General features: G+C 69.1%; 18 protein-coding genes. 12 read left to right on the top strand and 6 right to left on the bottom strand.

The genetic code is table 11. From position 1 onward, the window contains the following. Positions 1-30 precede the first annotated feature (30 nt). Positions 31-1,059 (bottom strand): LacI family DNA-binding transcriptional regulator, encoded by a 1,029-nt coding sequence (locus B0I28_RS18845; RefSeq protein ID WP_106365383.1) that lies wholly within the window; start codon positions 1,057-1,059, stop codon positions 31-33. Between the two features lie 260 nt (positions 1,060-1,319). Between B0I28_RS18845 and B0I28_RS18840 the strand changes: the two genes are divergently transcribed. From B0I28_RS18840 to B0I28_RS18800, 9 genes are all read left to right on the top strand, one after another. After that, the gene (locus B0I28_RS18840) at positions 1,320-5,393 is read left to right on the top strand and encodes an Ig-like domain-containing protein (protein WP_106365382.1); all 4,074 of its coding nucleotides are present in this window, start codon (positions 1,320-1,322) and stop codon (positions 5,391-5,393) included. A 29-nt stretch (positions 5,394-5,422) separates the two neighbouring features. Continuing rightward, entirely contained in the window at positions 5,423-6,883 is a 1,461-nt protein-coding gene (locus B0I28_RS18835; RefSeq protein ID WP_146148164.1) for a family 43 glycosylhydrolase, read from the top strand. Continuing rightward, positions 6,883-9,558: a beta-L-arabinofuranosidase domain-containing protein gene (locus B0I28_RS26930; RefSeq protein ID WP_146148163.1), complete on the top strand. Its 2,676-nt coding sequence runs from the start codon at positions 6,883-6,885 to the stop codon at positions 9,556-9,558. Before B0I28_RS18835 ends, B0I28_RS26930 begins: the two co-directional genes overlap by 1 nt. Further along, entirely contained in the window at positions 9,555-10,838 is a 1,284-nt protein-coding gene (locus B0I28_RS18825; protein ID WP_106365381.1) for an ABC transporter substrate-binding protein, read from the top strand. Before B0I28_RS26930 ends, B0I28_RS18825 begins: the two co-directional genes overlap by 4 nt. Positions 10,839-10,848: 10 nt before the next feature. Further along, positions 10,849-11,712: a carbohydrate ABC transporter permease gene (locus B0I28_RS18820; RefSeq protein WP_106365380.1), complete on the top strand. Its 864-nt coding sequence runs from the start codon at positions 10,849-10,851 to the stop codon at positions 11,710-11,712. After that, positions 11,712-12,530 carry a carbohydrate ABC transporter permease gene (locus B0I28_RS18815; protein WP_106365379.1) on the top strand — a complete coding sequence of 273 codons (819 nt, stop codon included), beginning with the start codon at positions 11,712-11,714 and terminating at the stop codon, positions 12,528-12,530. Before B0I28_RS18820 ends, B0I28_RS18815 begins: the two co-directional genes overlap by 1 nt. A gap of 2 nt (positions 12,531-12,532) precedes the next feature. Continuing rightward, positions 12,533-14,416 (top strand): glycoside hydrolase family 127 protein, encoded by a 1,884-nt coding sequence (locus tag B0I28_RS18810; protein WP_106365378.1) that lies wholly within the window; start codon positions 12,533-12,535, stop codon positions 14,414-14,416. A 154-nt stretch (positions 14,417-14,570) separates the two neighbouring features. Continuing rightward, entirely contained in the window at positions 14,571-15,359 is a 789-nt protein-coding gene (locus B0I28_RS18805) for an inositol monophosphatase family protein (RefSeq protein ID WP_106365377.1), read from the top strand. After that, positions 15,359-16,000 (top strand): phosphotransferase, encoded by a 642-nt coding sequence (locus B0I28_RS18800; RefSeq protein WP_106365376.1) that lies wholly within the window; start codon positions 15,359-15,361, stop codon positions 15,998-16,000. The genes B0I28_RS18805 and B0I28_RS18800 overlap by 1 nt, the downstream gene beginning before the upstream one ends. Here B0I28_RS18800 and B0I28_RS18795 read toward each other — a convergent pair. From B0I28_RS18795 to B0I28_RS18785, 3 genes are all read right to left on the bottom strand, one after another. Then, positions 15,990-17,204, bottom strand: a complete 1,215-nt coding sequence (locus B0I28_RS18795; protein WP_106365375.1) for a pentapeptide repeat-containing protein — start codon at positions 17,202-17,204, stop codon at positions 15,990-15,992. The genes B0I28_RS18800 and B0I28_RS18795 overlap by 11 nt on opposite strands. Before the next feature lie 102 nt (positions 17,205-17,306). Beyond that, positions 17,307-17,561 carry a DUF397 domain-containing protein gene (locus tag B0I28_RS18790; RefSeq protein WP_106365374.1) on the bottom strand — a complete coding sequence of 85 codons (255 nt, stop codon included), beginning with the start codon at positions 17,559-17,561 and terminating at the stop codon, positions 17,307-17,309. Beyond that, positions 17,533-18,372 (bottom strand): Scr1 family TA system antitoxin-like transcriptional regulator, encoded by an 840-nt coding sequence (locus B0I28_RS18785; RefSeq protein ID WP_106365373.1) that lies wholly within the window; start codon positions 18,370-18,372, stop codon positions 17,533-17,535. Before B0I28_RS18785 ends, B0I28_RS18790 begins: the two co-directional genes overlap by 29 nt. 321 nt (positions 18,373-18,693) lie before the next feature. Between B0I28_RS18785 and B0I28_RS18780 the strand changes: the two genes are divergently transcribed. Further along, positions 18,694-18,999: a hypothetical protein gene (locus tag B0I28_RS18780; RefSeq protein WP_146148162.1), complete on the top strand. Its 306-nt coding sequence runs from the start codon at positions 18,694-18,696 to the stop codon at positions 18,997-18,999. Further along, positions 18,992-19,300: a hypothetical protein gene (locus B0I28_RS18775; RefSeq protein ID WP_106365371.1), complete on the top strand. Its 309-nt coding sequence runs from the start codon at positions 18,992-18,994 to the stop codon at positions 19,298-19,300. Before B0I28_RS18780 ends, B0I28_RS18775 begins: the two co-directional genes overlap by 8 nt. A 1-nt stretch (position 19,301) precedes the next feature. On the opposite strand, the gene B0I28_RS18770 is transcribed toward B0I28_RS18775, so the two are convergent. Further along, a complete protein-coding gene (locus B0I28_RS18770; RefSeq protein ID WP_146148161.1) occupies positions 19,302-23,849 on the bottom strand; it encodes an NACHT domain-containing protein in 4,548 nt (1,515 codons plus the stop codon). A gap of 80 nt (positions 23,850-23,929) precedes the next feature. Further along, positions 23,930-24,865 carry a saccharopine dehydrogenase NADP-binding domain-containing protein gene (locus B0I28_RS18765; RefSeq protein WP_106365369.1) on the bottom strand — a complete coding sequence of 312 codons (936 nt, stop codon included), beginning with the start codon at positions 24,863-24,865 and terminating at the stop codon, positions 23,930-23,932. Between the two features lie 136 nt (positions 24,866-25,001). Between B0I28_RS18765 and B0I28_RS18760 the strand changes: the two genes are divergently transcribed. Beyond that, a complete protein-coding gene (locus B0I28_RS18760; protein WP_106365484.1) occupies positions 25,002-25,748 on the top strand; it encodes an SDR family NAD(P)-dependent oxidoreductase in 747 nt (248 codons plus the stop codon). Positions 25,749-25,826 lie beyond the last annotated feature (78 nt).

Here is a 25,826-nt window from a genome sequence, read left to right as displayed (position 1 = left end):
CGGGAGAAGATACTCCCCCCGCCCGGCGCCCTAGGCCTCGGCGGCCGTCGAACCGCGCACCACGACGCGGCACTGGACGGTCCGCACACCCCGGCCGTGCTCGGCGTCGATGGCCTCGAAGAGTGCGCGGGCCGCGCTGCGCCCCAACTCCTCCAGGTTCATGTCCACACTGGTCAGTTTGGGGCGGGCGCCGGTGGTCATGACCTGCCAGTCGTCGAAGCCCATGACGGCCACGTCCTCGGGGACGCGGCGGCCCCGCTCGCGCAGCGTGTCGAGCACGCCGCGGGCCACCTGGTCCGAGCCGCACAGCACGGCGTCCACATCGGGCTCCCGGTCGAGGAGCATCCCGGCCGCCGCGCGGCCCCAGCCCTCTTCCCACGTGCCGTAGGCGACGTCGCCGACCGGCGAGAGCCCGGCCTCATTGAGCGCGGCGAGCGCGCCGGTGACGCGGTCGCGCGCCGCCGAGTAGGCGCCGTCGCCGGAGATGTGCGCGATCCTGGTGCGCCCGCAGGCGATCAGGTGCTCCACTGCCATGCGGCCCGCGCCCACGTTGTCGGGCACGATCGACAGGTCCTCGGGGTCTTCGGACGGCGCGTAGGCGTACACGACCGGCACGTCCACGGCCGCCGCGAGCGGCGGGCGCGGGTCGGTCGAGGAGCCCACCACGATGAGGCCGTCCACGCGGCGGCTGAGCAGCGCCTGCACATGGTGGCGCTCGCGGATCGCGTCCCCGCGCGCGTCGCACAGGAACACCGACATCTCGCCCGCGCCGAACGCGTCCTCCGCGCCCATGAGGATCGGGAGGCTGAAGCGGCCCACCAGGTCCGAGGTCAAGAGCCCGACGGTGCCGGTGCGCCCGGCGAGGAGCCCGCGCGCGAGCGAGTTGGGGGAGAACGAGAGCTGCGCGGCCGCCTCCGCGACGCGCTCGCGGGTCGCGGCGCTGACGTGGTTCCGCCCGTTCAGCGCCTTCGAGGCGGTGGCGACCGAGACGCCCGCCAGCTTGGCGACGTCGGTCAGCGTCGCGGCGCGCGCGCCGCGCGGTGCCGGGGTTCGGGCCACCTCGTCCTCCTTCGGTCCGGCCGCCTCGCGCGCCGGAACGGATCGACTGTAGCCGACGGAGGGAAATCCTGCGAATCAGGCTTTCGGTCACATCACCGCAGGCCACCGCGCACGGCATCGATTCTCCTCGATCAATGCATTGACAGCGCCCCGATGAGACCCCTAACATCGTCTCGACGGCGTTCCGAAAAGGTTTTCGGAGGCTTTCGGTCCTCGGCCCTTCCCCCACCGGCACACCCTCACGCGCACGGAGGCACGCGATGCAGCTACGCCCCCCGCCCACCCTGTCCGCCACCGCAGCGGCCGCGGCCCTCGCCGCCGGCCTCCTCGTTGCCGGCGCGGCCCCCGCCGCCGCCCAGCAGACCATCGGCTACCCCGAGTTCACCGGCGCCGACGCCGTCCCCGACGAGCCCGTCCCCTACGACGTCGACGGCATGATGGCCGCGATGTACGAGGAGGAGCTCGACGGCGGCGACGGCACGGACTTCTGGATGGACCGCCTCCTCGCCCGCGAAGGCGCCGACCCCGCCGGCGACCAGTGGCTCATGACCCGCGGCCGGGCCCTCCTCATGCGCGTCCACGACCCCGACGTCATCGGCTTCGGCGGCCAGTTCGCCTACTACGACCCCACCTTCGACCGCGCCTCGAACACCGACGGCTTCACCGTGGACATCGGCGACGGGGACTTCACCGAGGACGTCGCGCAGCGCCGCCAGACCCCCAGCCACTGGACCTCCGTGCACGAGAACGGCGACCTCACCGCCGAAGTCCAGAAGTTCATCACCCAGAACAACACCGCCGTCGCCAACATCACGATCACCAACGGCGGCGGCGCGACCACCGTCCCCGTCAAGGTCGAGTCCGACTTCGCCTGGACCGCCGACGGCGACGAGCTCACCGGCGTCCTCGACGTCCAGAACTCCCGCCTCGAACGCCTCACCACCGTCTTCCCGCGCCTCTCCGGCACCGGCCTCACCCCGGACGACGGCGCCCTCACCGGCGAACTCGAACTCGCCCAAGGCGAATCGACCACCATCAAGGTCCAGCTCGGCATGATCGCCGAGGAGATCCCCGAGTCCGCGACCGAGTACGCCGCCTACCGCGACGCCAGCCCCGCCGACGCCTTCACCACCCAGGTCCAGACCTACAACAAGTGGTGGGCCGACAACGTCCCCTACTTCGACGTCCCCGACGAGGCCCATAAGAAGTTCATCTACTACCGCTGGTGGCTGATGCGCTACAACTACCTCGACGCGGACATCCCCGGCAACGACTTCCAGTTCCCGACCTCCATCGAAGGCGTCACCGGCTACAACAACGCCATCGCGCTCACCGTCCCGATGTTCATCGACGACCTCAAGTACCTGCGCGACCCCGCCTACTCCTACGGCCCCTGGGTCTCCACCGGCGAGTCCTCCCAGGGCGGGCGCTTCATGGACAACCCCGGCGACCCCGAGAACTGGTCGAACTCCTACACCCAGTACATCGCCGAGGCCGCCTGGCGCTCCTACCAGGTCCACGGCGGACCCGTCGACATCGCCGAGAACCTCGCCCGCTACGCCGAAGGCGACGTCAAAGGCCAGCTCGACACCTTCGACTCGAACAACAACTACCTCATCGAGTACGACTGGGGTGCGATGACCGGCAACGACGCCGACGCCGTCTCCTTCCACTGGCGGGACGGCGACCTCGACCGCGCCGAATCCGCCTACCAGTATTCCGGCGCGCTCGCCGCCGCCGAGGCCTACGACCTCGCCGGGAACACCGCGAAGGCCGACGAGATGCGCGCCCTCGCCGACGACATCAAGGACGCCATCACCGACGTCCTGTGGAACCCCGACACGCAGCTGTTCGAGCACGTCCACGTCGCCTCCGGGGACCACGTGCCCTGGAAGGAGATCAACAACTACTACCCCTTCAGCGTCGGCGCCGTCCCGAACGAGGAGCCCTACACCGACGCGCTCCGCCTCTTCGCCGACCCCGGCGAATACCCCGTCTTCCCCTTCTACACCGCCAACCAGGCCGACAAGGAGGAAGCGGCCGAACAGGGCAACCCCGGCTCGAACAACTTCTCCCAGATCAACTCCACCGTCCAGTTCAGACTCTTCTCCTCCGTGCTCCGCGACTACGACCAGGACGCCATCACCACCGAGGACTACAAGAAGCTCCTCTACTGGAACGCCTGGTCCACCTACATCGGCGGCGACACCGCCTGGCCCGACTCCAACGAGTTCTGGGCCGACTGGGACCCCGCGAACGAGGAGATCGACTACCGCTCCTGGATCCACCACACCACCCTCGGCTCCAGCATCTGGACCTATGTGGAGGACGTCGCGGGCCTGCGCCCCCGCACCGACGACCAGATCGAGCTGTCTCCCATCGACATCGGCTGGGACCACTTCACCGTCAACGACCTGCGCTGGCGCGACTCCGACCTCACCGTCGTGTGGGACGAGCCCGACGACGGCACCGACCACTACCCCGGCGTCCCCGAGGGCTACTCCGTCTACATCGACGGCACCCGCGCCTTCACCCTCGACAGCCTCGCCCCAGCCGTCTGGGACCCGGACACCGGCCGCGTCGACACCGAAGCCGACGTCGTCAAGAGCCGCAAGATGAAGCACCTCTCCGCACCCGAGGACGTCGAACTCGACGGCCGCGTGGTCGACGTCTTCGCCAAGGCCGGCGCCGACCTCTCCTCCGACGCCGAGAACCTCGCCGAAGGACGGACCGCCACCGCCTCCTACACCGCCGAAGGCACCACCACCGCGGGCGCCGTCGACGGCACCACCGTCAACGCGCCCATCTGGTCCAGCGAAGGCTCCGGCAACGAGACCGACTGGTACGAAGTGGACCTCGGCGAGACCGTGGACATCGACGAGCTGCGGCTGTACTTCTACCGCGACAGAACCGCCGACGGCCTCGCCGAACCCGCCGTCTACCAGGTCCAGTACCACGACGGCACCGACTGGGTGACCGTAGAGGACCAGACCAAGACCCCGGCCGTCCCGCGCGCCAACTACAACCAGGTCCAGTTCCCCCAGGTCGAGACCGACCGCGTCCGCGTCCTCCTCGACCACCAGGACGGGCACGCCACCGGGCTCAAGGAAGTCCAAGTCCTGCAGACGGACCACGACGCCGACCCGCCGGAGAACACCGCGCCCTATGCGCTCGCCAGGCAGGACCTCGCGTTCCGCCAGCCGATGCAGGCGCGACTCACCGGCACGGTCAAAGACGACGGCCTCCCCCTCGACGGGGCGCTCAGCGCCTCGTGGGCGGCCGTCGACGGGCCCGGCGCGGTCGTATTCGAGGACCCGACCGCGTCGAGCACCGTCGCCACCTTCACCGAACCCGGCACGTACACGCTCGAACTCACCGCCGGAGACGGCAGCGCCACCACTAAATCCAGAGTAGACGTCTCGATCGAGGCGCCCGACGACCGCATCAACGCCGCCCTGTTCGCCACCCCCACGGCCTCCTACACCTCGCCCTGGGAGAACACCACCGCGATCAACGACGGGATCGACCCGCCCCGCTCCAACGACGGCGCCAACCCCCGCTGGGGCACCTGGCCCGAAGAAGGCGAGCAGTGGGTCCAGCTGACCTGGGACGACCCGGTCCGCCTCGACGCCTCCGACATGTACTTCTTCGACGACGGCGGCGGCGTCCTCGCCCCCGCCTCCTGGAAGATCCAGTACCTCGACGGCGACGAGTGGACCGATGTCGACGCCGACGCCTACGGCACCGAGACCGACCAGTACAACGAGACCGCCTTCGACCCCGTGACCACCACGGCCGTCCGCGCGGTCCTCCAGAGCGGCGGCGCCTCCGTGGGCGTCCTCGAATGGAAGGTCTTCGCCGAAGCGCCCGAACAGGTCCGGGCCGTCCACCAGCCCACCACCGTCGGCACCGTCCCCGACCTCCCCGACACCGTCACGTGCGTCTACGGCGACGGCACCCGCCTCGACCTCCCCGTCGTGTGGGGCCCGCTCACCGCCGACGACGTCGACCAGCCTGCCACCGCGGTCCCGGTCGCCGGACTCGTCACCGGCCTCGCCCTCCCCGCGAGCGCCACCGTCCACGTCAGACTCACTGACGCCGTGGAGATCACCGCGCTCGAAGCCGAGGAGGCCGTCACCAGGGCCGGCACCGCGCCGCAGCTCCCGTCCACCGTCACCGCCGTCTACAACGACGGCTCCAAGGACAACGTGTCCACCGCGGTCACCTGGGACGCCGTCGATCCGGCCGACTACGCCGCACCCGGCACGTTCACCGTCCACGGCACCGTCGGCGGCACCTCGCTGCGCGCCGAAGTGACCGTCACCGTCCTCTGATCTCCAACCGGCACAAGGAGAGAGCAACCATGAACCGCACCGTTATCCGAAGAACATTGTCAGCCGCGCTCGCCGCGGCCCTGGCCTGGACCTGCCTCCAGTTCGCGAGCCCCGCCCAGGCGCAGGCCGTGAACGTCGCCCGCTCGGCCACCGCCTCGGCCTCCTACACCTCCTCGTGGGAGTCCGTGGCGGCCGTCAACGACGGGATCGAGCCGCCGAGCTCGAACGACACCCAGAACCCGCGCTGGGGCACCTGGCCCCAGACCGGGGCCCAATGGGTGCAGCTCACCTGGAACAGCCCCGTCACGGTGTCCTCTTCGGACCTCTACTTCTTCGACGACTCCTACAACTCCGGCCCCGGCGGCGTCCGCGTCCCCGCGAGCTGGCGCATCGAGTACCTGAACAACGGCGCCTGGACCGCCGTGAGCGGCGCCAGCGCCTACGGCGTCAACGCGAACGCTTACAACCACACGGACTTCAACGCCGTCACCACCACGGCCCTGCGCGCGGTCCTCCAGAGCGGCGCCGCGTCCGTGGGCGTCCTCGAATGGAAGGTGTGGGGCTCCGGCTCCGCGACCCAGGCGGGCAACCCGATCGTCAGGAACATCTACACCGCCGACCCGGCCACGCTCGTCGTCGGCGACACCATGTACCTCTTCACCGGCCGCGACGAGGCCGCCGCGGGCCAGCAGTCCTTCGTCATGGACGAGTGGCACGCCTTCTCCTCCACCGCACCTGACAACGACCCGGCCACGTGGACCGCGCACGGCGCCCGGCTCTCCCTGTCCACCTTCGCATGGGCCGGGGCGAACGCGTGGGCGTCCGAAGTGGTCAGAGGCCCTGACGGCCGCTACTACTGGTTCGTCTCGGTCGACGGCGCCACCGACAACGGCTGGATGAACATCGGCGTGGCGGTCTCGGACAACCCGCTCGGCCCGTACGTGGACGCGATCGGCGGCCCGCTCATCTCCGACTCGACGCCGAACTCCTCGGCGCTCAACATCGACCCGACCGTGTTCATCGACGACGACGGCCAGATCTACCTCTACTGGGGCTCGTACTGGCAGCCGCGCATGGCGAAGCTGAACCAGAACATGACGTCCCTCGCGAGCGCGGTCACGACCCCGACAGGCCTCGCCGACTTCTGGGAGGCGCCGTGGATGTTCAAGCGGAACGGCGTCTACTACATGGCCTACGCCTCCAACGGCGGCTCGGGCTGCGTCACCAGTTCCTCCTACGCGTGCATCCGCTACGCGACCGCCTCGAACCCGGCCGGGCCGTGGACGCACCGCGGCGTGGTCCTCGGGCAGGTCACCTCCACCACGAACCACCCGGCGATCGAGCAGTTCAACGGCCAGTGGTGGATGGTCTACCACACCGCCGACGCACCGGGCGGCGGGAACTTCCGCCGCTCCGTCGCCATCGACCCGCTGTACTTCAACGCCGACGGCACGATGCAGCAGGTCGTGCAGACCAGGGGAGGCGCCTGATGCACCTGAACCGCCGCAACGCACTTCGCCTGGGCGTCTTGGCGTCCGTGGCCCCCGTCGGGATCGCGCACCAGATCCCGGCGGGGGCCGCCCCCGCGGCTTCCCTCGTGGAGCCCTTCGGGCTCGACGCGGTCGCCCTGGGGGACGGCATCTTCGCCGACAAGCGGGACCGGATGCTCCGCTACGCGAGCGGCTACGAGGCCGCGCGCGGCGAGCTCGCGGGCCCGGACCGGATGCTCTACAACTTCCGCGCGAACGCCGGCCTCGCCAACCCCGCGGGCATCCGCCCGCCCGGGAGCTGGGACGACGCCAACGGCTACCTGCGCGGGCACTACTCCGGGCACTTCCTGTCGATGCTCGCCCAGGCGTACGCGGGCACCGGCGACGACCTGTACCGCCGCAAGCTGGACCACCTCGTGGCCGGGCTCGGCGAGTCCCGCGACGCCCTCGCCGCGGCCGCCGCGCAGGCCACGCCGCGCGTGGCGGGCCGCACCGGCACGGCCTTGCGCCTCACCGGCTCCCCGCTCGGGCACGCCGAGCACGTCGCGCTCCCCAGTGGACTTGTCGACGGCCTCACCGACCTCACCGTGGCCGTGTGGATCAACCTCGCCGCGATCGACACCTCCCGCCTGCCCGACCCGAACGCGGACCCGGCGCCGCTGCGCAACGGCGTCAAGGTCTTCGACTTCGGCGCCGACGCCGATCACCACCTGTACCTGACGGTGCGGGCCGACAACGCGAACCCGTTCCCGCGCTTCGGCATCACCACTTCCGGCACGGCGGGGGAGCAGCGCGTCACCGCCGCTTCCGCCATCCCCGAAGGCCAGTGGACGCACCTCGCGGTGACCCTCGGCGGCGGCACTGCCGTTCTCTACGTCAACGGCACGGCCGCGGCCTCGGGCCCGGTCGCGCTCACGCCCGCCGACCTCGGCGCCACGGCCGCGAACTGGATCGGCCGCGGCCAGTTCCCGCAGGGGAGCGTCCAGTACCTCGGCGCCGACGTCGACGAGTTCCACGTCTTCAGCACTTCACTGGGAGCAGATGAGGTCGCCGCCCTGGCCGCGGGAGCAGGGCCGGGCGGCGACCTCGCCCGCTACCGGTTCGACGAGGCCCCCGGCGCGGTCTGCGCCGACGCCTCCGGGAACGGCGCCGACGCGCGCGTCATCGCCCCCACGGACGGCCGCCGCCACCCCGGTTTCCTTGCGGCCTATCCGGAGACGCAGTTCCTGCGTCTGGAGGAGTTCGCCACGTACGGCGGGAACGCCGGGATCTGGGCCCCGTACTACACGACCCACAAGATCCTCGCGGGCCTGCTCGACGCGCACCGCCTCGGCGGCAACGGCGACGCCTCGGAGATCGCGACCGGCATCGGCGAATGGGTCCACTCGCGACTGTCCGTCCTCGACCGCGCCCGCCTCGACCGCATGTGGTCCATCTACATCGCGGGCGAGTACGGCGGCGTCAACGAGTCCCTCGCGAACCTCGCCGCGCTCCACCCCGACCGCCCCGAGTTCCTCCAGACCGCGAAGCTGTTCGACAACACGGCGCTCCTCGCCGCCACCGTCGCGGGCCAGGACCTCCTCGACGGCAAGCACGCCAACCAGCACATCCCGCAGTTCACCGGCTACCTGCGGATGTACGAGCAGGGCGCCGGAGACGACTACTTCACCGCCGCCGAGCAGTTCTGGGACATGGCGATCCCGCACCGCGCCTACGCCCACGGCGGCACCGGCGTCGGCGAGATCTTCCGCGCCCGCGACGCCATCGCCGGGTCCCTGTGGCAGTACCCGAACGACCCGAACCACGCCGAGACCTGCTGCGTCTACAACCTCATCAAACTCGCCCGCAACCTCTTCTTCCACACCCGCGACCCGAAGTACATGGAGTACGTCGAGCGGGCCCTGTACAACCAGATCCTCTCCTCCCGCCGCGACGCCGACTCGACCACCGACCCGCAGGTCACCTACTTCGTGCCCGTCCGCCCCGGCCAGGCCCGCGGCTACGGCAACACCGGCACCTGCTGCGGTGGCACCGGCATGGAGAACCACACCAAGCACCAGGAGTCCGTCTACTTCGCCGACCGCGACGGCCTGTACGTCAACCTCTACATGTCGTCCACACTCGACTGGGCCGCCCGCCGCACCGAGATCACTCAAACCACCGACTACCCCTTCGAGGGCGCCAGCCGCATCGAGATCAACGGCCGCGGCGGCCGCTTCGACCTGCGCCTGCGCGTCCCGTCCTGGGCGACCACGTTCACCGTCGAGGTGAACGGCCGCCGCCAGTCGATCACCGCCGAACCCGGCACCTACGCCGTCGTCTCCCGCCGCTGGAGGGACGGCGACACCGTCGACATCGCCATGCCGCTGCGCCTCCACACCGAAGCGGCCCTGGACGACGACACGATCCAGTCCGTCTACTACGGACCGACCGTCCTCGCCATCAAGCACGACCCCGTCGGCACCGACCTCGCCACCGGCCTCATCTCCATCGCCGTCGGCGACGACCTCGACGAAGCTTTCGAACCCGCGGGCGACCCCCTCCACTTCACCGCCGACGGCTACACCTTCGCCCCCCTTCACCTGGGCGACGAAGACCCGTACCACCTCTACTGGCGGCGGCAGCAGCCGTCCGCCGAAACCCTTCACACCTATTCACCGAGGAGTAGGCAATGAGATTCCCAGCCCGAGTGAAAGGGGCGGCGGCGCTCGCCGCCGCCACCGCCTTGCTCGCGTCCGCGTGCAGCGGCGGAGGCGGCGGCTCCGACGACGAGGTCGTCCTCGAAGGCGTCGACGACGGCACGACCCTGACGATGTGGACCCGCGCCGCCACCGAGGCCCAGTCGCAGGCCCTTGTGGACGCCTACAACGCGAGCCACGAGAACCAGATCGAGCTCACCGTCATCCCCACCGACGACTACCAGACCCGCGTCGGCACCGCCGCGGGCAACCAGGAGCTGCCCGACCTGTTCGCGCTCGACGTGGTGTTCGCCCCGAACTTCACCACCGCGGGCGCCTACCTCGACATCACCGACCGGATCGACGCGCTCGACTTCGCCGACTCCCTCGCCCCGTCCCACATCGACGTCGGGACCGTGGACGGCGCGAAGTACCTCGTGCCGCACACCCTCGACCTGTCGGTCCTGTTCTGGAACAAGGACCTCTACGCGCAGGCGGGCCTCGACCCCGAGACGCCGCCGGCGACGCTCGCCGAGTTCGCCGAGCAGGCCCGCGCCGTGGACGCCCTCGGCGGGGACGTCAGCGGCACGTTCTTCGGCGGCAACTGCGGCGGCTGCTACGTCTTCACCTGGTGGCCGAGCATCTGGGCCTCCGGCGCCGAGGTCATGAACGAGGACGGCACCGAGTCCCTCCTGGACGGACCCGAGGCGCAGGAGGTCTACGCGACCTACCGCGGCCTCGTCGAAGACGACGCCGTCGCCCCCGGCCACGCCGAGGAGACCGGCGCGACCTGGACCGGGTTCTTCCCCGAGGGGAACATCGGCGTCATGCCCATGCCCTCCACCATGCTCGGCCTCATGCCCGAGGACATGAACATCGGCGTCGCGCCCATCCCGGGGGTCGACGGCGGCGAGTCCACGTTCGTCGGCGGCGACTCCATCGGCATCGCCGCGAACTCCGAGCACCCGAACCAGGCGTGGGACTTCCTGCGCTGGAGCCTCGAAGAGGAGCAGCAGGTCGAGATCCTCGCCGCGAACGGCGACGTCATGGCCCGCACCGACCTCGCCGACAACGAGTACTACGCCGCCAACCCGAACGCGGTCGTCATGAACGACCTCGTGCAGGTCGGCCGCACCCCCTACTCGCTCAACTTCGGGCAGACCTTCAACGACCCGCAGGGCCCGTGGCTCCCGCTGGTCCGCGAGGCGGTCTACGGCGACCCGGGCGCCGACCTGGGCGACCTCAACGGCGACGTCACGGCGTCCCTCGCGAGCTAGAAGGAACCCGATGCGACACTCGCGCAAGCTGGCCGGCGCCCTGTACGCCGCCCCCGTGGCGGCCTTCGTGCTGGTCTTCTTCGTCGCGCCGCTGCTGCTGGTCGGACGCATGTCCGCGTCCGACTGGCCGCTGCTGGTCGGCGACCGGGGGATCAACCTGCCCGACAACTACGCCGGGATCACCGCCAACCCCCTGTTCTGGCCCGCCGTCGGCTTCACCCTCAAGTACACCGGCATCGTCGTGGTCATCCTCATCGGACTCTCGCTGCTGCTGGCGCTCATCGTCGCCGACCGCCGCAAGGGCACCGGGTTCTTCCGCTCCGCGTACTTCCTGCCGACCACCCTCGGGCTCGCCTCGGCCTCGCTCCTGTTCTACGGCTTCTACAGCCACGCGATCGGCCCGCTCGACCCGCTGCTCGAAGCCCTCGGCATGGAGCCGGTCTCCTGGCTCGGCACGCCCACCGCCGCCCTGTGGTCCACAGTGGTGCTCATCGTGTGGAAGTTCGCCGGGTTCTTCATGATCATCCTGCTCGTCGGACTCCAGTCGATCCCGCCGGAGGTCTACGAGGCCGCCCGCCTCGACGGCGCGAACCGCTGGCAGTCGTTCTGGCACGTCACGATCCCGCTCCTGCGGCCCGCGCTCGGCCTCGTCCTCATCCTCTCCGTCACCGGCTCGCTCCTGGCGTTCGACCAGTTCTTCATCCTCACCAAGGGCGGCCCCGACAACTCCACCGTCACCGTCGTCCAGCTCATCTACCGGGAGGCGTTCCAGCGCTTCGACCTCGGCGCGGCCGCCGCGATCTCCGTGGTCGTCCTCGCCGCGCTCCTGGTCCTCAACATCGTCCAGTTCCGGGCCCTCAGAAAGGACGCGTGATGGGCACCAAGCTCTGGAGCACCTCCTACTACGTCCTCGCCGCCTCGCTCGCCGTCCTCTTCCTGCTCCCGCTGATCTGGACCGGCTACGCTTCCGTCGCGCCCCACGGCGCCACCAACCAGCAGGTCGGCTACGGCTTCGGCAACTACGCCAGCCTCCTCGAATACGACGCCGGGCTCCTGCGGTACCTGTGGAACTCGACGTACACGTCCGTCCTCACCGTCGCCTTCACCCTGGCCCTCTCGATCGCCGGGGGCTACGCGTTCGCGCGCTTCTCCTTCCGCGGCAAGGACACCCTGTTTCTGCTCACCCTCGCGATCCTCATGGTCCCGTACTCGACCCTGCTGATCCCGCTCTACTCGATGCTCGGCGACCTCGGCCTGCGCGACTCCCTCACCGGCCTCGCGCTGGTCCTCACCCTCTACCAGCTCCCCTTCGCGGTCTTCATGATGCGCATCTCCTTCGAGGCCGTCCCCAAGGAGATCGAGGAGTCGGCGATGGTCGACGGCGCCGGCACCTTCGGCATCCTCACCCGCATCATGCTGTTCAGCGTGTGGCCCGGCCTCATCACCGTGGGCCTGTTCTCGTTCCTGGCCGCCTGGAACGACTTCATCGCCCCGCTCATTCTCGTCAGCTCGGCCGACAAGGCCGTGCTGCCGGTGGCGATCGCGAACCTCCGCCAGCAGTCGATGGGAGCCGTCGACTTCGGCGCGACCCAGGCGGGCGTGGTCGTCATGGCGCTGCCGTGCCTGGTGCTCTTCGCACTGCTCCAGCGCCACTACGTCCGAGGATTCATGTCCGGAGCTATTAAAGGATGAATATGAGAACACCCGTAATGCCCTCCACCGGCGAACTCCGTCCCCTGGGGACGGACGAGGTCCGCATCACCGGCGGCCACTGGTTCGAGCGGCAGGCGGTGAACGCCGCGGCGACGATCCGCCACTGCCTGCACTGGCTCGAAGCGCTCGACTGGATCGGCAACTTCGACCGCGTCGCCGCGGGGGAGGCGCCCGGGCGGCCGTTCCAGCGCGCCGGACGCGAGTTCTCCGACTCGGAGGTCTACAAGCTGGCCGAGGCGATGGCGTGGGAGATCGGCCGGACCGGCGACCCCGGCCTGGAGGAGGAGTTCCAGAAGCTGACCGCCCGCATCGGCGCCGCGCAGCACGAGGACGGCTACCTCAACACCGCGTTCGGCAACCCCGGGCAGGAACCCCGCTACTCGAACCTCGAATGGGGGCACGAACTCTACTGCGCCGGGCACCTGATCCAGGCCGCCGTCGCGCGCCTTCGCAACCACGGCGAAGACGAGTTCACCCGCATCGCCCGCCGCGTCGCGGACCACGTCTGCGACACGTTCGGGCCCGGAGGCATTGAGCGGATCTGCGGTCACGCGGAGATCGAAGTGGCCTTGGCCGAGTTCTCCCGCGCCACGGGCGAGCCCCGCTACCTGGAGCAGGCGCGCCTGTTCATCGAGCGCCACGGCCAGAAGACGTTGAAGGAGAACGGCCTCTACTACCAGGACGATGTCACGGTCCGCGACGCCGAGGTGCTGCGCGGCCATGCGGTTCGCGCGCTCTACCTGTCCTCCGGCGCGATCGACGTCGCAGTCGAGACCGAGGACGACGAGCTCCTGGAAGCCGTTCGCGCCCAGTGGGACCGCACCGTCACCCGCCGCACCCACCTGACCGGAGGCATGGGCTCCCAGTACGCCGACGAGGCGTTCGGCCGCGACTTCGCGCTCAACCCGGACCGCGCGTACGCCGAGTCCTGCGCGGGGATCGCCGCGGTCATGACCGCGTGGCGCCTCACCCTCGCCACCGGCGACTCCCGCTACGGCGACATGATCGAGCGCATCTCCTGGAACGTGCTGTCCGGCGCGGTCGCCCCCGACGGGAAGTCGTTCTTCTACGCCAACCCGCTCCACCAGCGCACCGCCGACCCCGAACCGCCCGCGGACGGCGCCCTCCCGCACACCCGGGCGGGCGGGAACCGCGCCCAGTGGTTCGACGTCTCCTGCTGCCCCACCAACCTCGCCCGCACCTTCGCCCAGTTCGCCGCGTACGTCGCCACCACTAGCGAGCACGGCGTGCAGATCCACCAGTTCACGCCCTGCACCATCGACACCAATGTCGACGGCGCACGGCTCGCGCTCACCGTTGAGACGAACTACCCGGAGGAAGGCCGCGTCACCGTCCGCGTCGACGCCAACGAGGGCGGCACCCGCGAGATCACCTTCCGCGTCCCGGCCTGGGCCGAGGATGTGCGGCTGATCCACCCCGACGGCTCGGTGCACGAGGTCGACCCCGCCGCGGTCTCGGTGGGACGCATCGGGGAGTTCAGCCCCGGCGACGAGCTCCACCTCGAATTCTCGGTCGCCCCGCGCTGGACCTTCCCCGACCCGCGCGTCGACGCCGTCCGCGGCTGCGCCGCCGTCGAACGTGGCCCGGTCGTCCTCTGCGCCGAGTCCCTGGACCTGCCCGGCGGCGACCTCGACGAACTCACCGTCGACACGACGGTCGCCCCCGTCGAGCGCGACGGCGCCGTCCACGTCGCGGCCCGCATCCACGACCGCCCCGAGGCCTGGCCCTACGGCCCCGCCGCGGCCGACGACGACGGCAAGGCCGCGGAGATCCCGCTCCTGCCGTTTAGACTCCGCGCTACGCGGGGACCCGCCGCGATGCGGGTGTGGCTGCCCGTCGACTGAGTGATTTGACCGGTGCGCCCTGCTTTGCGGGCGCACCGGTCGGATATTCGCGGCGATTGTCGGAAAAATCGCACCGGGAGTCCAAGTGGCGCTTGGTCTTGCACGTCTAGGATGTGGTCCGTCGGGTGGGTTTGACGAGACGAGGAACCGAATAATGAGCGATCTGCTGGATTTCCTGGGCACGGCCGAACAGGCGGTCGCGACCGCATCCGAGGTCATCCGCACCGGTCTCGGGCGCGAGCGCTCCATCAGCGGCAAAGGCGACCGCGACTTCGCCACCGACCTCGACTACGCGGTCGAGGACGCCGTCCGCGCCTTCCTCGCCGACGAGACCCCCGACATCCCGCTCCTCGGCGAAGAACGCGGCCGCACCGGCAACACCGAGTCCCACTACGAGTGGGTGCTCGACCCGATCGACGGCACCGTCAACTTCGCCCACGGCTCCCCGCTCTACGCCGTGTCCCTGGCCCTCACCCACAACGGCATCTCCGTGGTCGGCGTCGTCGAGGCCCCCGCCAGCGAGGAGCGCTTCACCGCCGCCCTCGGCCACGGTGCCGCCCTGAACAAGCACCCGCTCGCCGTGCACGGCCCCGCCTCGCTCTCCGACGCCGTGGTCGCCTTCGGCGACTTCGGCGTCCGCCCCGAATCGGAGCGCCGCAACGCGCAGCGCCTGGAGCTGTTCCGCCGCCTCGTCCCCAAGATCCAGCGGGTGCGCATGCTCGGCACCGCCGCGCTCGACATGTGCTGGACCGCCGCCGGACGCGTCGACGCGACCTACCACTCGTTCATCAACCCGTGGGACGTCGCCGCCGGGGTCGTCATCGCCCGCGAAGCCGGGGCGCTCGTCACCGACCTCGACGGCGTCGACTACGACACCAGCGCCACTTCGATCCTCGCCTGCAATCCCGACCTGCATCGCGCGCTCATGGCCGAGATCGCCTGATGCACCTCCTCTCGTCGGGCAGGGCCTCGAAGGTATACGCCCTGTCCGACAATCTGGTCCTGCGCCGCTGCTCCTGGAACCCCGAACCTGAAGCCCGCCTCATGGCCCACCTCCGCGACCAGGGATATCCCGTCCCCGAGGTCTTCAGGATCGACGGCACCGACATGACCATGGAACGCCTCCACGGCCCCACCCTCGCCGAGGGCATGACCTCCGGCCGCGTCGCCCCGCCCGCCGCGGCCGCCATCATGCTCGATCTCTTTGAACGCCTTCACCAGATCCCCGCGCCGGATTGGCTCCCGGGCGAGTCGCGCGGCCTGGACCTCAACGGCCGCACCATCCTCCACCTCGACCTGCACCCGGAGAACATCATCGAGACCCCGGCAGGCCCGGTGGTCATCGACTGGACCAACGCGGCAGCTGGTGACCCGGCCGTGGACCGCGCGGTGAGCTGGGCGATCCTGGCCGAACTCGACCCGGAGGCCCTCCCGCTCGACCCGGCGCCCCTCCGAGACGCCCTCGCCCGGGACCTCCCGGCGACGGCCCTGGAAACGGCCCTCCGCTTCCGAGAGACAGACACGAACATCACGGCGGATGAACACGCCAGAGCCCGAGCGCTGGCGGCCCGCCTCACTCCGTAGGCGCCTGCCCCTCTGGCAAGTTCGTGAGCCAGCCCCATTCGGGATCGTCGCGACTCGGCTCCAGACGCCATCCTTCGGGCAGGCGGTGGTAGAGGCCTTCCTTCAAGAACACGCTCTGATTTTCGATGAGACCGGTGAGGTCGGCTCTGCCTGCGAAGAGCCTCTGATTGAATCTCGCCGGACGGAGGCTCCTGCCGATTGGGATATCAGCGTTGGTGACGTGTGCCGCCCTGCTGAAGACCACTCCCGTGAAGTGAGCATCCTTCTTGAAGATTGCGTTATCGAGGATGAGAACGGCGTTGAAAGTTGCCAGCACGAAGAAGACGAAATCGCTGAATGACGCCTGTTCGAAGTCAGCTCTGCCGCTGAAGGTCGCGCGGCTGAAGTTCGTGAACCCACTGAATACCGCACGGTAGAACTTCGTGTCGCCGGAGAAAGTCGCCTCTGTGAAATCGGCGGACACCAAACGGCATTCGCTGAAGTCGATCAAGTCCAGATGAGCGTTTCGGAGGTTGATGCGGGTGTGGGTCCAGTAACGGTCCTTGCCGAGTTTGGGGTTGAGGTGGCGTTGGAGGATCTCTTGTGCGATCAGGCGGACCTCGCGCTCAGCGTTGTCGTGCTTGGGCTCGGCTGGGGCGGGGCCCATCGGCTCGAATTGGTTTGCGGGGAGGCGGGTCTCGGAAGCCGCCGGGGTCAGGTCGAAGGGCAGGCGGAGATAGGAGCAGATTTCGTCCAAGACGATCTGGCGTAGGTGCTCGTGTTGTTCGCCGATGCGTTCGAGGTTGTGGAGGCCGCCGATTCGGACCGATGGGCTGTCGGAGCCGAGCTGTTCGACTGCGCGTATGCGGGCGTCGGTGATTCTGCGTTGGAGGGCGTCGTCTTCGGCGTTGGCGGTGGCGACCTCGTGGACTCGCTGCTGGCGCTCTGCGTGGTTCTGGCGGCGGAGGGCCAGCAACAGGGCGCCGATTGCGACGAATCCGGCTCCGGTGGCGAGGGCGTTGCGGCGGGCTTCGGCGCGGAGGCGGGCGAGTTCGAGTTGGGTGGTCACCGATTGGTGGGCGGTGTCCTGGGGAATCGGGGCAGAGAGGATGAGGTAGCTGGTGAAGATGGCCGCGAGGATGACCGCGACCGCGACGACGGCGGTCCACTTGGGGATCGGCTTCAGCGGTTCGGGAGGGTCGGCCGGAGTGACCTGAGGGGGCATCGTTCCAGGATAGGTCCCGGGGGCGCTGCGAGCGGACCGGGCGAGAGACGACGGAGGGGCGACCGCGCAGCGGTCGCCCCTCCCGTTCAGGTCTGTATTCGCTTAGCCAGCGGCCTTCGCCAGGGCGGTGAAGTCGGCGGCGGTCAGGTCGAACACCGGGGATTCGGTGTCGAGCTTCGAGTCCCGCAGGTGGAAACCGGCGTCGTCGGAGCAGAAGGCGACTTCGACGCAGTCGGAGTTGTTGCCACCACCGCTACGGGTGCTCTTACGCCAGGCCCGGCGAACCTCGACGCAGCTTGAGTTGTTGCCGCCGCCGCTGCGGGTGCTCTTACGCCAGACGGTAACGCCAGTCGTCATCGTTGTAGACCTCGATCCGGATCGCCTGTTTCCAAAGGATCTTGCGGAGCCCATCGTAACTTGCGATGCGTTTGGGATCATCGATGAGCCAGCTGGAGTCGGCGATCTCCGAGTAGGCGATGTCGGGACCGGCCAGCTTGCTCTTCCCGACGTGGTAGATCTCGATATTGCTCCGCTGAGCAAGGACCGGGCCGCGGAGGATGCGGATGAGGACGCCGGGCTTCTTGGCCCAGCGGCGCAGGTGCGCCATCTGTTCCTGGTAGAGCTCCTCGTCGATCATCCGCAGTTGGATGAGTGCGGTTTCGCCGATGAGGAACTGCATCTGCGGCCGGTCGGTCCGTGCCTGGATATCGGCGATCCGCGATTCCTTGAAGTCCCAGCCGCCGTCGATGAAGTCGTCATTCGCAAGCGGCTCGGCCAGGCGGACGACGAGGTAGTGGTAGCCCTGGAGCTGAAGGATTCCGGGGATCATGAGCGCGTCGAACTTGAAGATCTCCCCGTAGAAGCGTTCGGCGAGTGCGATGTACAGCGCGTTGAACCGCGGGTTCGCCTCAAGCGCCTCCCACTCCTCCGCGCGGGCGTCGGCGGCCTTGACCATGTACTCGGCCAGCTCCGCGTCGTAGCCGCAGGCTTTGGCCAGGTTCTCCATGATCGAGGCGTGCGGGCTGGAGCGTCCCGCCTCGTATGCGCGGTACGTATCGGGGGACACGTGGACGAGGCGCGCGATCTGCTCCTGCGTCTTCCCCACTTTGTCCCGGCCGGTTCTCAGCATCATGCGGATGAACCAGGCTCCCGATTCCGTTTTCGCCATCGCAGCTCCCAAGGTCGGTGGTCCTTGACGTGTTCGGATCGTCACTATGACACACGCCGGTCCTGTTGCGCCTCTGTGAGAAACGCCGCGGGGTGTCACAACCGTGCAAATTCCACCGTGCGTTCTCCACGGTCATCTGTCCATAGTTCCACTGTGCCGCAAGGGATTACATGTTGTGACCTGCGACTTTACCGTCTAGAGTCATGGAAGTCGAGAGGGAATGCGGCGCGAGATTCGGTTCATTTCTCTCGTCATGGTGCCCGTTCCGGAAAACGTGCGCGAGCAAGTGTCAGGAACCCGACAGTCCGAAAAGGAGCTACGATGAGAGCAGTCCCTCTAACGAGTGAAGACCCCGATCCGCAGAACCTCGTGCGCGGGACCTTCTCCGACGACTACCGGACCTACACGGTCAGGGCCGCCGGACCGGTCGCGCCCGACTCGTTCCAGGTGCTGACCGGCCCCGGCAACGACGACGTCGTGCTCGTCGTCTCCGGCCTCAACTCGGGCGACCTCAAGGCGACCTGGGGCCGCTTCTGGAACGGCCTCAAGCCCCACGCGAAGATCTGGGTCGAGGAGCAGGCGTTCCGGATCTTCTACCGCCGCGCCGTGAGGTTCTGCAATGGTTAGCAAGGGCGACTACAACCTCCGCTCCGACGGCAGGCCCGGCATAGACGGCTACCTCGGCGACTTCCAGCGCGGCCCAGCGGTGTTCACGCTCTACTCGCTCGGTTCCCAACCGGCCCAGTCGCCTCGGGTCACCGAATACCTCCTCGACGTCGAAGACGGCGCCGGCCCGCGCCAATGCTGCCGCTTCACCGACGACCCGGAGGACAGCCCCGAATGGTCCCCGGCCTGGGCAGGCGACGAATGGAACCTCTGGATCATCGCCCAGTGCCTCACGCTCATCGCCGAGCCCGACACCACTTGACCTAACTCGCACTCCCCACGGGGCCGGGCGGGTTTGGTGGAACTCGCCCGGCCCCACTCTCCTCACACACCCGCGCAAGCTCCCGAACCCGCCGCATGGCGGCCCAACCCGAGCGTTTCTCCATCACGATCTGATCCGATGCGGCGGCCCGCAGCCGCTCGATATCCACGCTCCCGTCGGTGAAGTCGGTCGCGAGTACGGCATCCGTCGCCGGAATCCACTCCGCGAGAGCGATCGTCGCCCAGCACCGGATCGTCCGGTCCAGGGACTCGTCGTCGGCCAGACTGCGCAGCAGGCCCGTTCCCTCCGCCAGGAAGGTCCATGCGAGAGCGCACGCGGCGTTGACCCGCGCGAACCCGTCGAACCCGCCGTCGTTCGCCATCGCGGTCATCAGGGGATGCCCTGACGGGACCTCGCAGTCGATCAGGTGGTCCACCGCCGAGACTCGCGCGAAAGGGTTCATGCTGCTGCTTGCGGCGATCTGCTCAAGGGTGCGAACGGCAGTCACGCTGTCGAATTCGTGCAGTCTGTAGGCCGCCACCGCGCTCGAAAGATCGCTGAGTTCGCCCCCGGCCGCGAACCGGCGGAGGATCGGCAGCCCCGCTTTGCGGTCGAGATCGGCGAAGGCGTCCGCGGCTAGCAGCCGGACCTGCCCTGAGAGCCCCTGGTCCTCGGCAGTGCCCGCCAGCGTCGACATGGCGTCGCGTTCCCTGTAGTAGGCGAGCCTCACGGTGGCGATGACCCGGACGACATCGTCGGCCGGGCTCTCGGCCAGCTCCCGCAGGAGGGCCATGCCGCTGACGGGCTCATGACGTGCGAGCAGGTCTGCGGCGCTCGCCCTCGACCAGGGTTCCCCGGTCGCATCCCAAACGAGATCTCGCAGCCGTGCCAGACCCAGCGCCCGGTCGAACGCGATGAGATCTTCGGCCGCACTGACTCTGGCGTACCCGAACAGCGCAGGGTCGGACGAGTGATCGGCCAGCAGATCGACGCCGCTGCGATCGCCGCGGATCGCAAGCTGATAGGCCGCGTCAGCAGCCGCGCTGCCATGAAGCGCGGTGTCGCGGGCCATCTCGCGCAATGCGCCCATGCCGAGCGGCAGACCGTACTCGGCGAGGTTTCTCGCGGCAGAGACGCGCGCTGAACCGATGAGCCCGTCGTCCTGGGTGATCCGCGCCAGCAGGGGTATACCTCGATCTCGATCGAACGCTGCGAGCGCTTCAGCCGCATTCGAGCGGCCTTGGTCGGAGATCGCGATATCGGTGGCGAACGCTTGGAGCAGATCGAGGCCCTCGGCGCGTCGATGCCGCACCAGCGACTTGGCGGCGGCGATGCGTGATCCCTCGGCACGGTGAGGGTCACTTGCCCAATCGCTGAGCCGACTCGGCCGCAGGCCGCCGGCGAGGCGAACCGACTCGGCGAGAGCGTCCACTCGAAGCTCGTCCGTCACATCCGGGTCCGATGCCAAACGCATCAGTGAACGCCGACCGGCACGGCGGTTGCGGACCGCCAATTCCGTTGCGGCGTAGACCCTCGCGCCGGGGCGGGCCTCCGCATCGAGGGCGATTCGCTCAAGATCTCTGGCCGCGTCTTCGTCTCCAAGACCGAATCTCCAGTTCGCAGCGTTGGCCCGGGTGATGTCGGTGAAGGTGGTGTCCTCTTCGAGGGCCTTGAGCAGCGGGACGCCCTGAGAGCGGTCCCTGTACGACAGCCAGCCCGCGGCACCGACCCGAGCGGTGTCGGAGAAGGCGGGGTCGCCGACGATCTCCCGCAGGCGGGGCAGCCAGCGCTGGCGGTCGACTTCGATCAAGTCGTCGATCGCGCTGGCCCGATCGACGTCGTTGAAGGTGGTGTCGGAGGCGAACCGCTCCAGCAACCGCCGCGAAGCCACAGGATCGAGGATCCTGATCTTGAGCGCGATCGTGCCGCGTTCAGAAGGAGGAAGCGACAGATCATCCGCCAGTGCGATGAGCTCCTGCACATCGGATCTTCCTTGGCTGAATCCGAGCCGGGCGGTCGCCTCGACGAAGGCGTCCGCCGACAGCCCGGATTCCCTCGTGGCGAACTCCTGCAGCAGCGCTATCGCCCGTTCCCTGTCGAACTCAAGGAGGTTGGTCGCCGCGTTGACGCGCACCAAGTCCGGGAGGACGGTGTCGACGGCGAGACCGTGCAGCAGTGCAATTCCTTCGGCCCGCCGGTAGGCCGCGAGCCGGTAGGCGGCGGTCACCGCCGCGGACGGATCCGCTGCCCTCCTCGCGGCGTGGCGTCGAAGCAGCTTGACCGCCTTGTCCTGGTCGTACTCCGCCAAGGCCGCGGCCGCACTGACCTTGGTCGACGGGAGGGCGGCGGCTCTGAGGGCGAAGCGGCGAAGTCGGCGTCGGTACTTGGGAGCACCCCGTTCAGCGAGGAGCCGAAGCGCTTCGAATCTCGGGAACTCGGGGAGCACCGCCGCGGACTCGAACTGCTTCAAGAGGGTGAGACTGCCGCTGGCGTCGAATTCGAACAGGAAGTCTGCGGCGTCCACCCGCTGCTCGTCGGTGAGGCGCTCCTCGGTCGCCATGCGCTTTAGCAGTTCGACTCCGCGGCTCTCCTGGCGGGCGACCTGCCTGGCGATGAACAGCAGCTCCCAGTCGGAGATCCGCCGTTGCTCCACGACCCCGCAGAGCAGGTCCCGGCCGTACCCGATCGATGCGATCCCGATGACCAGCTGCTCCCATTCGTTCGAGAGGTGCGGGGGCATGGCCCCGATCGCGGTGGCGATGAGTGCTTTTCGACGGTCCTCGTCGATAGCGCGGTTCGCAGAGTCGCAGAGCCCTTCGACCGCGATCCAACCGGTTGCGAGGGCGTGGTCCTCGTCCGCCGCGAGGGCTTCAATGATCTCGTTGCGCCTTCCGGAGTCCATCTGCGCCAGAGTGAATACCGCCCCAACCCTGAAGTCCGGATCCCGGAGCGCACCGGTCCAGTCCCGGAGATCCCGGAAGTTTCCCTCCATAGTGGGTGCAGCGAGGTACTCGGCGAACGTCTTGTGGACGAACTTGGGATGGCTCGTGCGGACGTCGTGGACGAGGCCCGTGTCCTGGAGGAGCGTCTGGAGCGACTCCAGTTCCGAGTCGTCCCAGGACTGCATGGGAAGCTCGAACAACTCGGCGGCGATGTCCACGACCGACCGGTTCGTCTCCAGGTGGGCCGCGGCCAGGGTCTGCAACAGCAGCCGAATGGCGGCGTCGGTGTTCAGTCGGTCCGAGCCGCTGATCTTCGTGTGCCAGCGGTGCAGAAGCGCGAGAGCGGGCCCGAGCCGCTGCTCGTCCAAACGCTTGTGGAACTGGGCGATCCAGTGCTCGACGGCATCGTGGTAGATGTCGATGCGGCGCTTCGGGATCTGGCGGAGCTGCGCGAAGTAGATGGTCGCGGTGACGTTCGCCAGCAGGGGGAGGCGGATGAGTTCGAGGAGGTCGTCCTGGCCGTCCCAGCGCCGGATGAACCGGTCGGCGTTCTTGACAGCGTCCTGGAAATTCTGATTTCGCGTCTGATGGTCGGTCGGCCCGGTGTTCTCTCGAATGAGGTACTCGCGGAGCTGCTCCTTCGTGAAGGGCTGCAACTGGTAGAGCGAGATTCCGCGGCCGTCGAAGTCCAGTCGGCGCCGACCGCTGAGACCGCGGCTCGTGAGGACGAACTTGCAGTCGGTCCGGCCGCTCGACGCCAAGTCGACGGCCTCGAAAACGATCCTCTCCACCGCTTCGCGGTCGTCGGGATCGGTGATCTCGTCGAAGGCGTCGATCATCACCAGCCAGGTCAGGCCCCGGCCGGGGGAGCGGCTCAGGTGTTCAGACCCGAATGCGTCGACAAGGGAGGCCTTGCCGACCAGCGATCGGGCGGCGATGAGTACCGGCCGGAGCTTCGAGAGGCGGTCACCGGTCGAAGGTTTGCGCAGGCGCAGCTCACGAGCCCAGAACTCCAGGAGGCTGGTCTTGCCGATGCCCGCTTCGCCGGTGATGGCGATGTGCTTGACCGTCGGGTCGACCAGGACCTTCTCGAAGGCGGTGCGCTGCTCGCCTTCGGAGTCCTTCTGCGGGTCGTCGGAGGCGGTGTTCTGCATGTTCGCGGCACCGACCGGGCTCGGTGCCCCCGGCGCGCCGCTGGTGAGGTCGTTCTTGGTGTAGACGCGCACGAGATCGGGCATGAGGCGCTGGCCGTACTTGTGCCCGCCGGTCTGGCCGGTGGCGGCGGTCATGAACTTCTCGGCCTCGGGGGTCATCGGCAGCCGTCTCCGGTCGAGCCAGATCAGCAGTGCCTGAAGCGCGGCGAACGCCGCGAGGAACGCGGCGGCGAAGACCCAGCGGCGGGGGAGCGGGAGCAGCCAGATCGCAAGGGAGACCGGCACGGAGGCGACCAGCGACCAGAACAGGGCGGTTCTGGCCTTGGACCGGGGCCGGAGTCGATCGGACCGGTCGGTGTTCGTCTTGCGCTGGTCGATCAGGCCGGAGGAGAGTACTTGGAGGAGGGGTGCGAGCACAGTGGCGGCCGCAGGAACCCAGATTTCGGGCTTCATTTGAACACCATAGCGATTCGGGGCGAATCGCGGATGGTCACGAAGGTCGGCGATCTGTCATGCCGGCGCGGGACCCGCTTTCACCGTCCCGCTGAGCGCGAAGCGACCCAGCGGACCTCTTCGGGGAGCAGCTCGATCCCCGTCCCGACCGGGCGGTACCCGAGTTCGAGCGCGGCGGTCATGTCCAGGACCATGGCGGTCCGCCATGGATGACGGCCGCGCTCGGCGTCGTCGGTGCGCACTATCGCGCCCTCCCAGGCGATCTCGGCGGCGACGGCCCGCACGATCGCCTCCGCGGTCGGGGTGTCGGGGTCGGCGGCGTTCACGATCCGCGCCTCGGGTTTGGAGGCGACGACCTCGATCAGCGCGGCGACATTGGAAGCGGCCGAGAGATGGTCGGCGACATCGCCGTTCGCGAGCTCGAACCGCTCCGCGTCGCTGCGCATCCGCTCGATGACGGTCAGGGTCCTGGGGTTGCGGGCCCAGCGGCCGTGGACCTTCGACGGCCGGAGCACGGTGACGGGAAGCCCCGAGTCGAGCGCGACCCGCTCGGCCGCGGACTTGCAGGGGCCGTAGCCCTCCCGCGTGAACGGATCGGTTCCCGGCGGGGCGGGGGCCAGCGTGGGACCGTCCTCCGTGAGCGGTCCGTCGAACCGGGGCGGTTGAGCGCCGTTGAGGTCCCGCCCTTCTCGGTCGACGTAGACCGCCCGCCCGGAGACGACGACCGGGCAGGCCGCGACCCCCATGACGGGGAGGATCGCGGCGACGTCCTCGCCGGTGTAGGCGACCAGATCGACCAGCAGGTCGACCCCGTCCCCGACGAGCCGCCCCACCTCCCGCACCTCGCCCCGCTCCACCTGGCGGAACCGGACCCCGGCCTCCGTCAGCTTCGCGGGCATCCGCTTCGGATCCCGCCCGGTCACGGCGACGTCCCACCCCGCTCGCGCCAACCGCAGCGCCGTGGCCCCGCCGACGGCCCCGGTCCCGCCCAACAGCACTGCTCGCTTCTGATGCACCGCATCACCTTAGACGGGGGTCGCGCGGCCCGGGCAGGTCCGCCGGACTCCCGCCGCTGTCCCGCCTCGTCAGGATCGGCGGCCCCGGCGGAACGGCCAGCGGTGCCCGAGCCGTGCCCGCTGTATGCTCCGCCGCATGAACGTCGCCCCGCCCCCGACGGCCCTGATCACCGGCGCCGCATCGGGAATCGGCGCGGCCTTCGCCAGGCTCCTTGCGGCCGATGGCTACCGACTGATCCTGGTGGATCGAGAACCCCTCCCGTCCCCCTCCGACGGGGAGCCGATCCAGGCCGACCTCACCGAGCCCGGGGACCTCGCCCGGATCGAAGAGCGGTGCCGCTCCGGTGTCGACCTGCTCATCAACAACGCTGGGTTCGGCCACCCGACGCGCTTCCTCGACACGCCCATTGAAGCCGAGGTGACGATGGCCCGACTGCACATGGAGGCAGTCCTGCGCCTGACTCACGCCGGGCTCCCGTCGATGCTGGAACGCGGCAGCGGGGGAGTGGTCAACACGGCGTCGCTGCTCGGGTTCCTCCCCAGCTCGACCTACTCGGCGTCCAAGTCCTGGGTCATCAACTTCAGTCAGGCGACCGCGAGGGCCGCACGCCCCCATGGTGTCACGGTCATGGCCCTCTGCCCCGGCTTCACCCGTACCGGCTTCCACGACAGCGCCCGCATGGACATGTCGAAGATCCCCGGTCCCCTCTGGATGAGCCCTGACGCCGTCGCGGCGAAAGCCCTGCGCGACTTCCGCAGGCGCAAATCCCTGAGCGTCCCTGGCTGGCACAACAAACTCATAGCCGCCGTCGCCCGGACCCTCCCCCCGACATTCACCTCGCGCCTCCTCGCCACGACCGACATGCGCGAACCGGCCCGCTGACCCGTACTCCCCGCGTCGTACATCGTGGTGCAAAGGGGCCCGGGGGCGTACTGGACAGGGACCGCGCTCGGCCGACGC

The organism is Glycomyces artemisiae (assembly GCF_003002955.1).
Classification (GTDB): domain Bacteria; phylum Actinomycetota; class Actinomycetes; order Mycobacteriales; family Micromonosporaceae; genus Glycomyces; species Glycomyces artemisiae.
The sequence above is the reverse complement of the archived record's forward strand: the minus strand, read 5'-3'. Positions and strand labels throughout refer to the sequence as shown.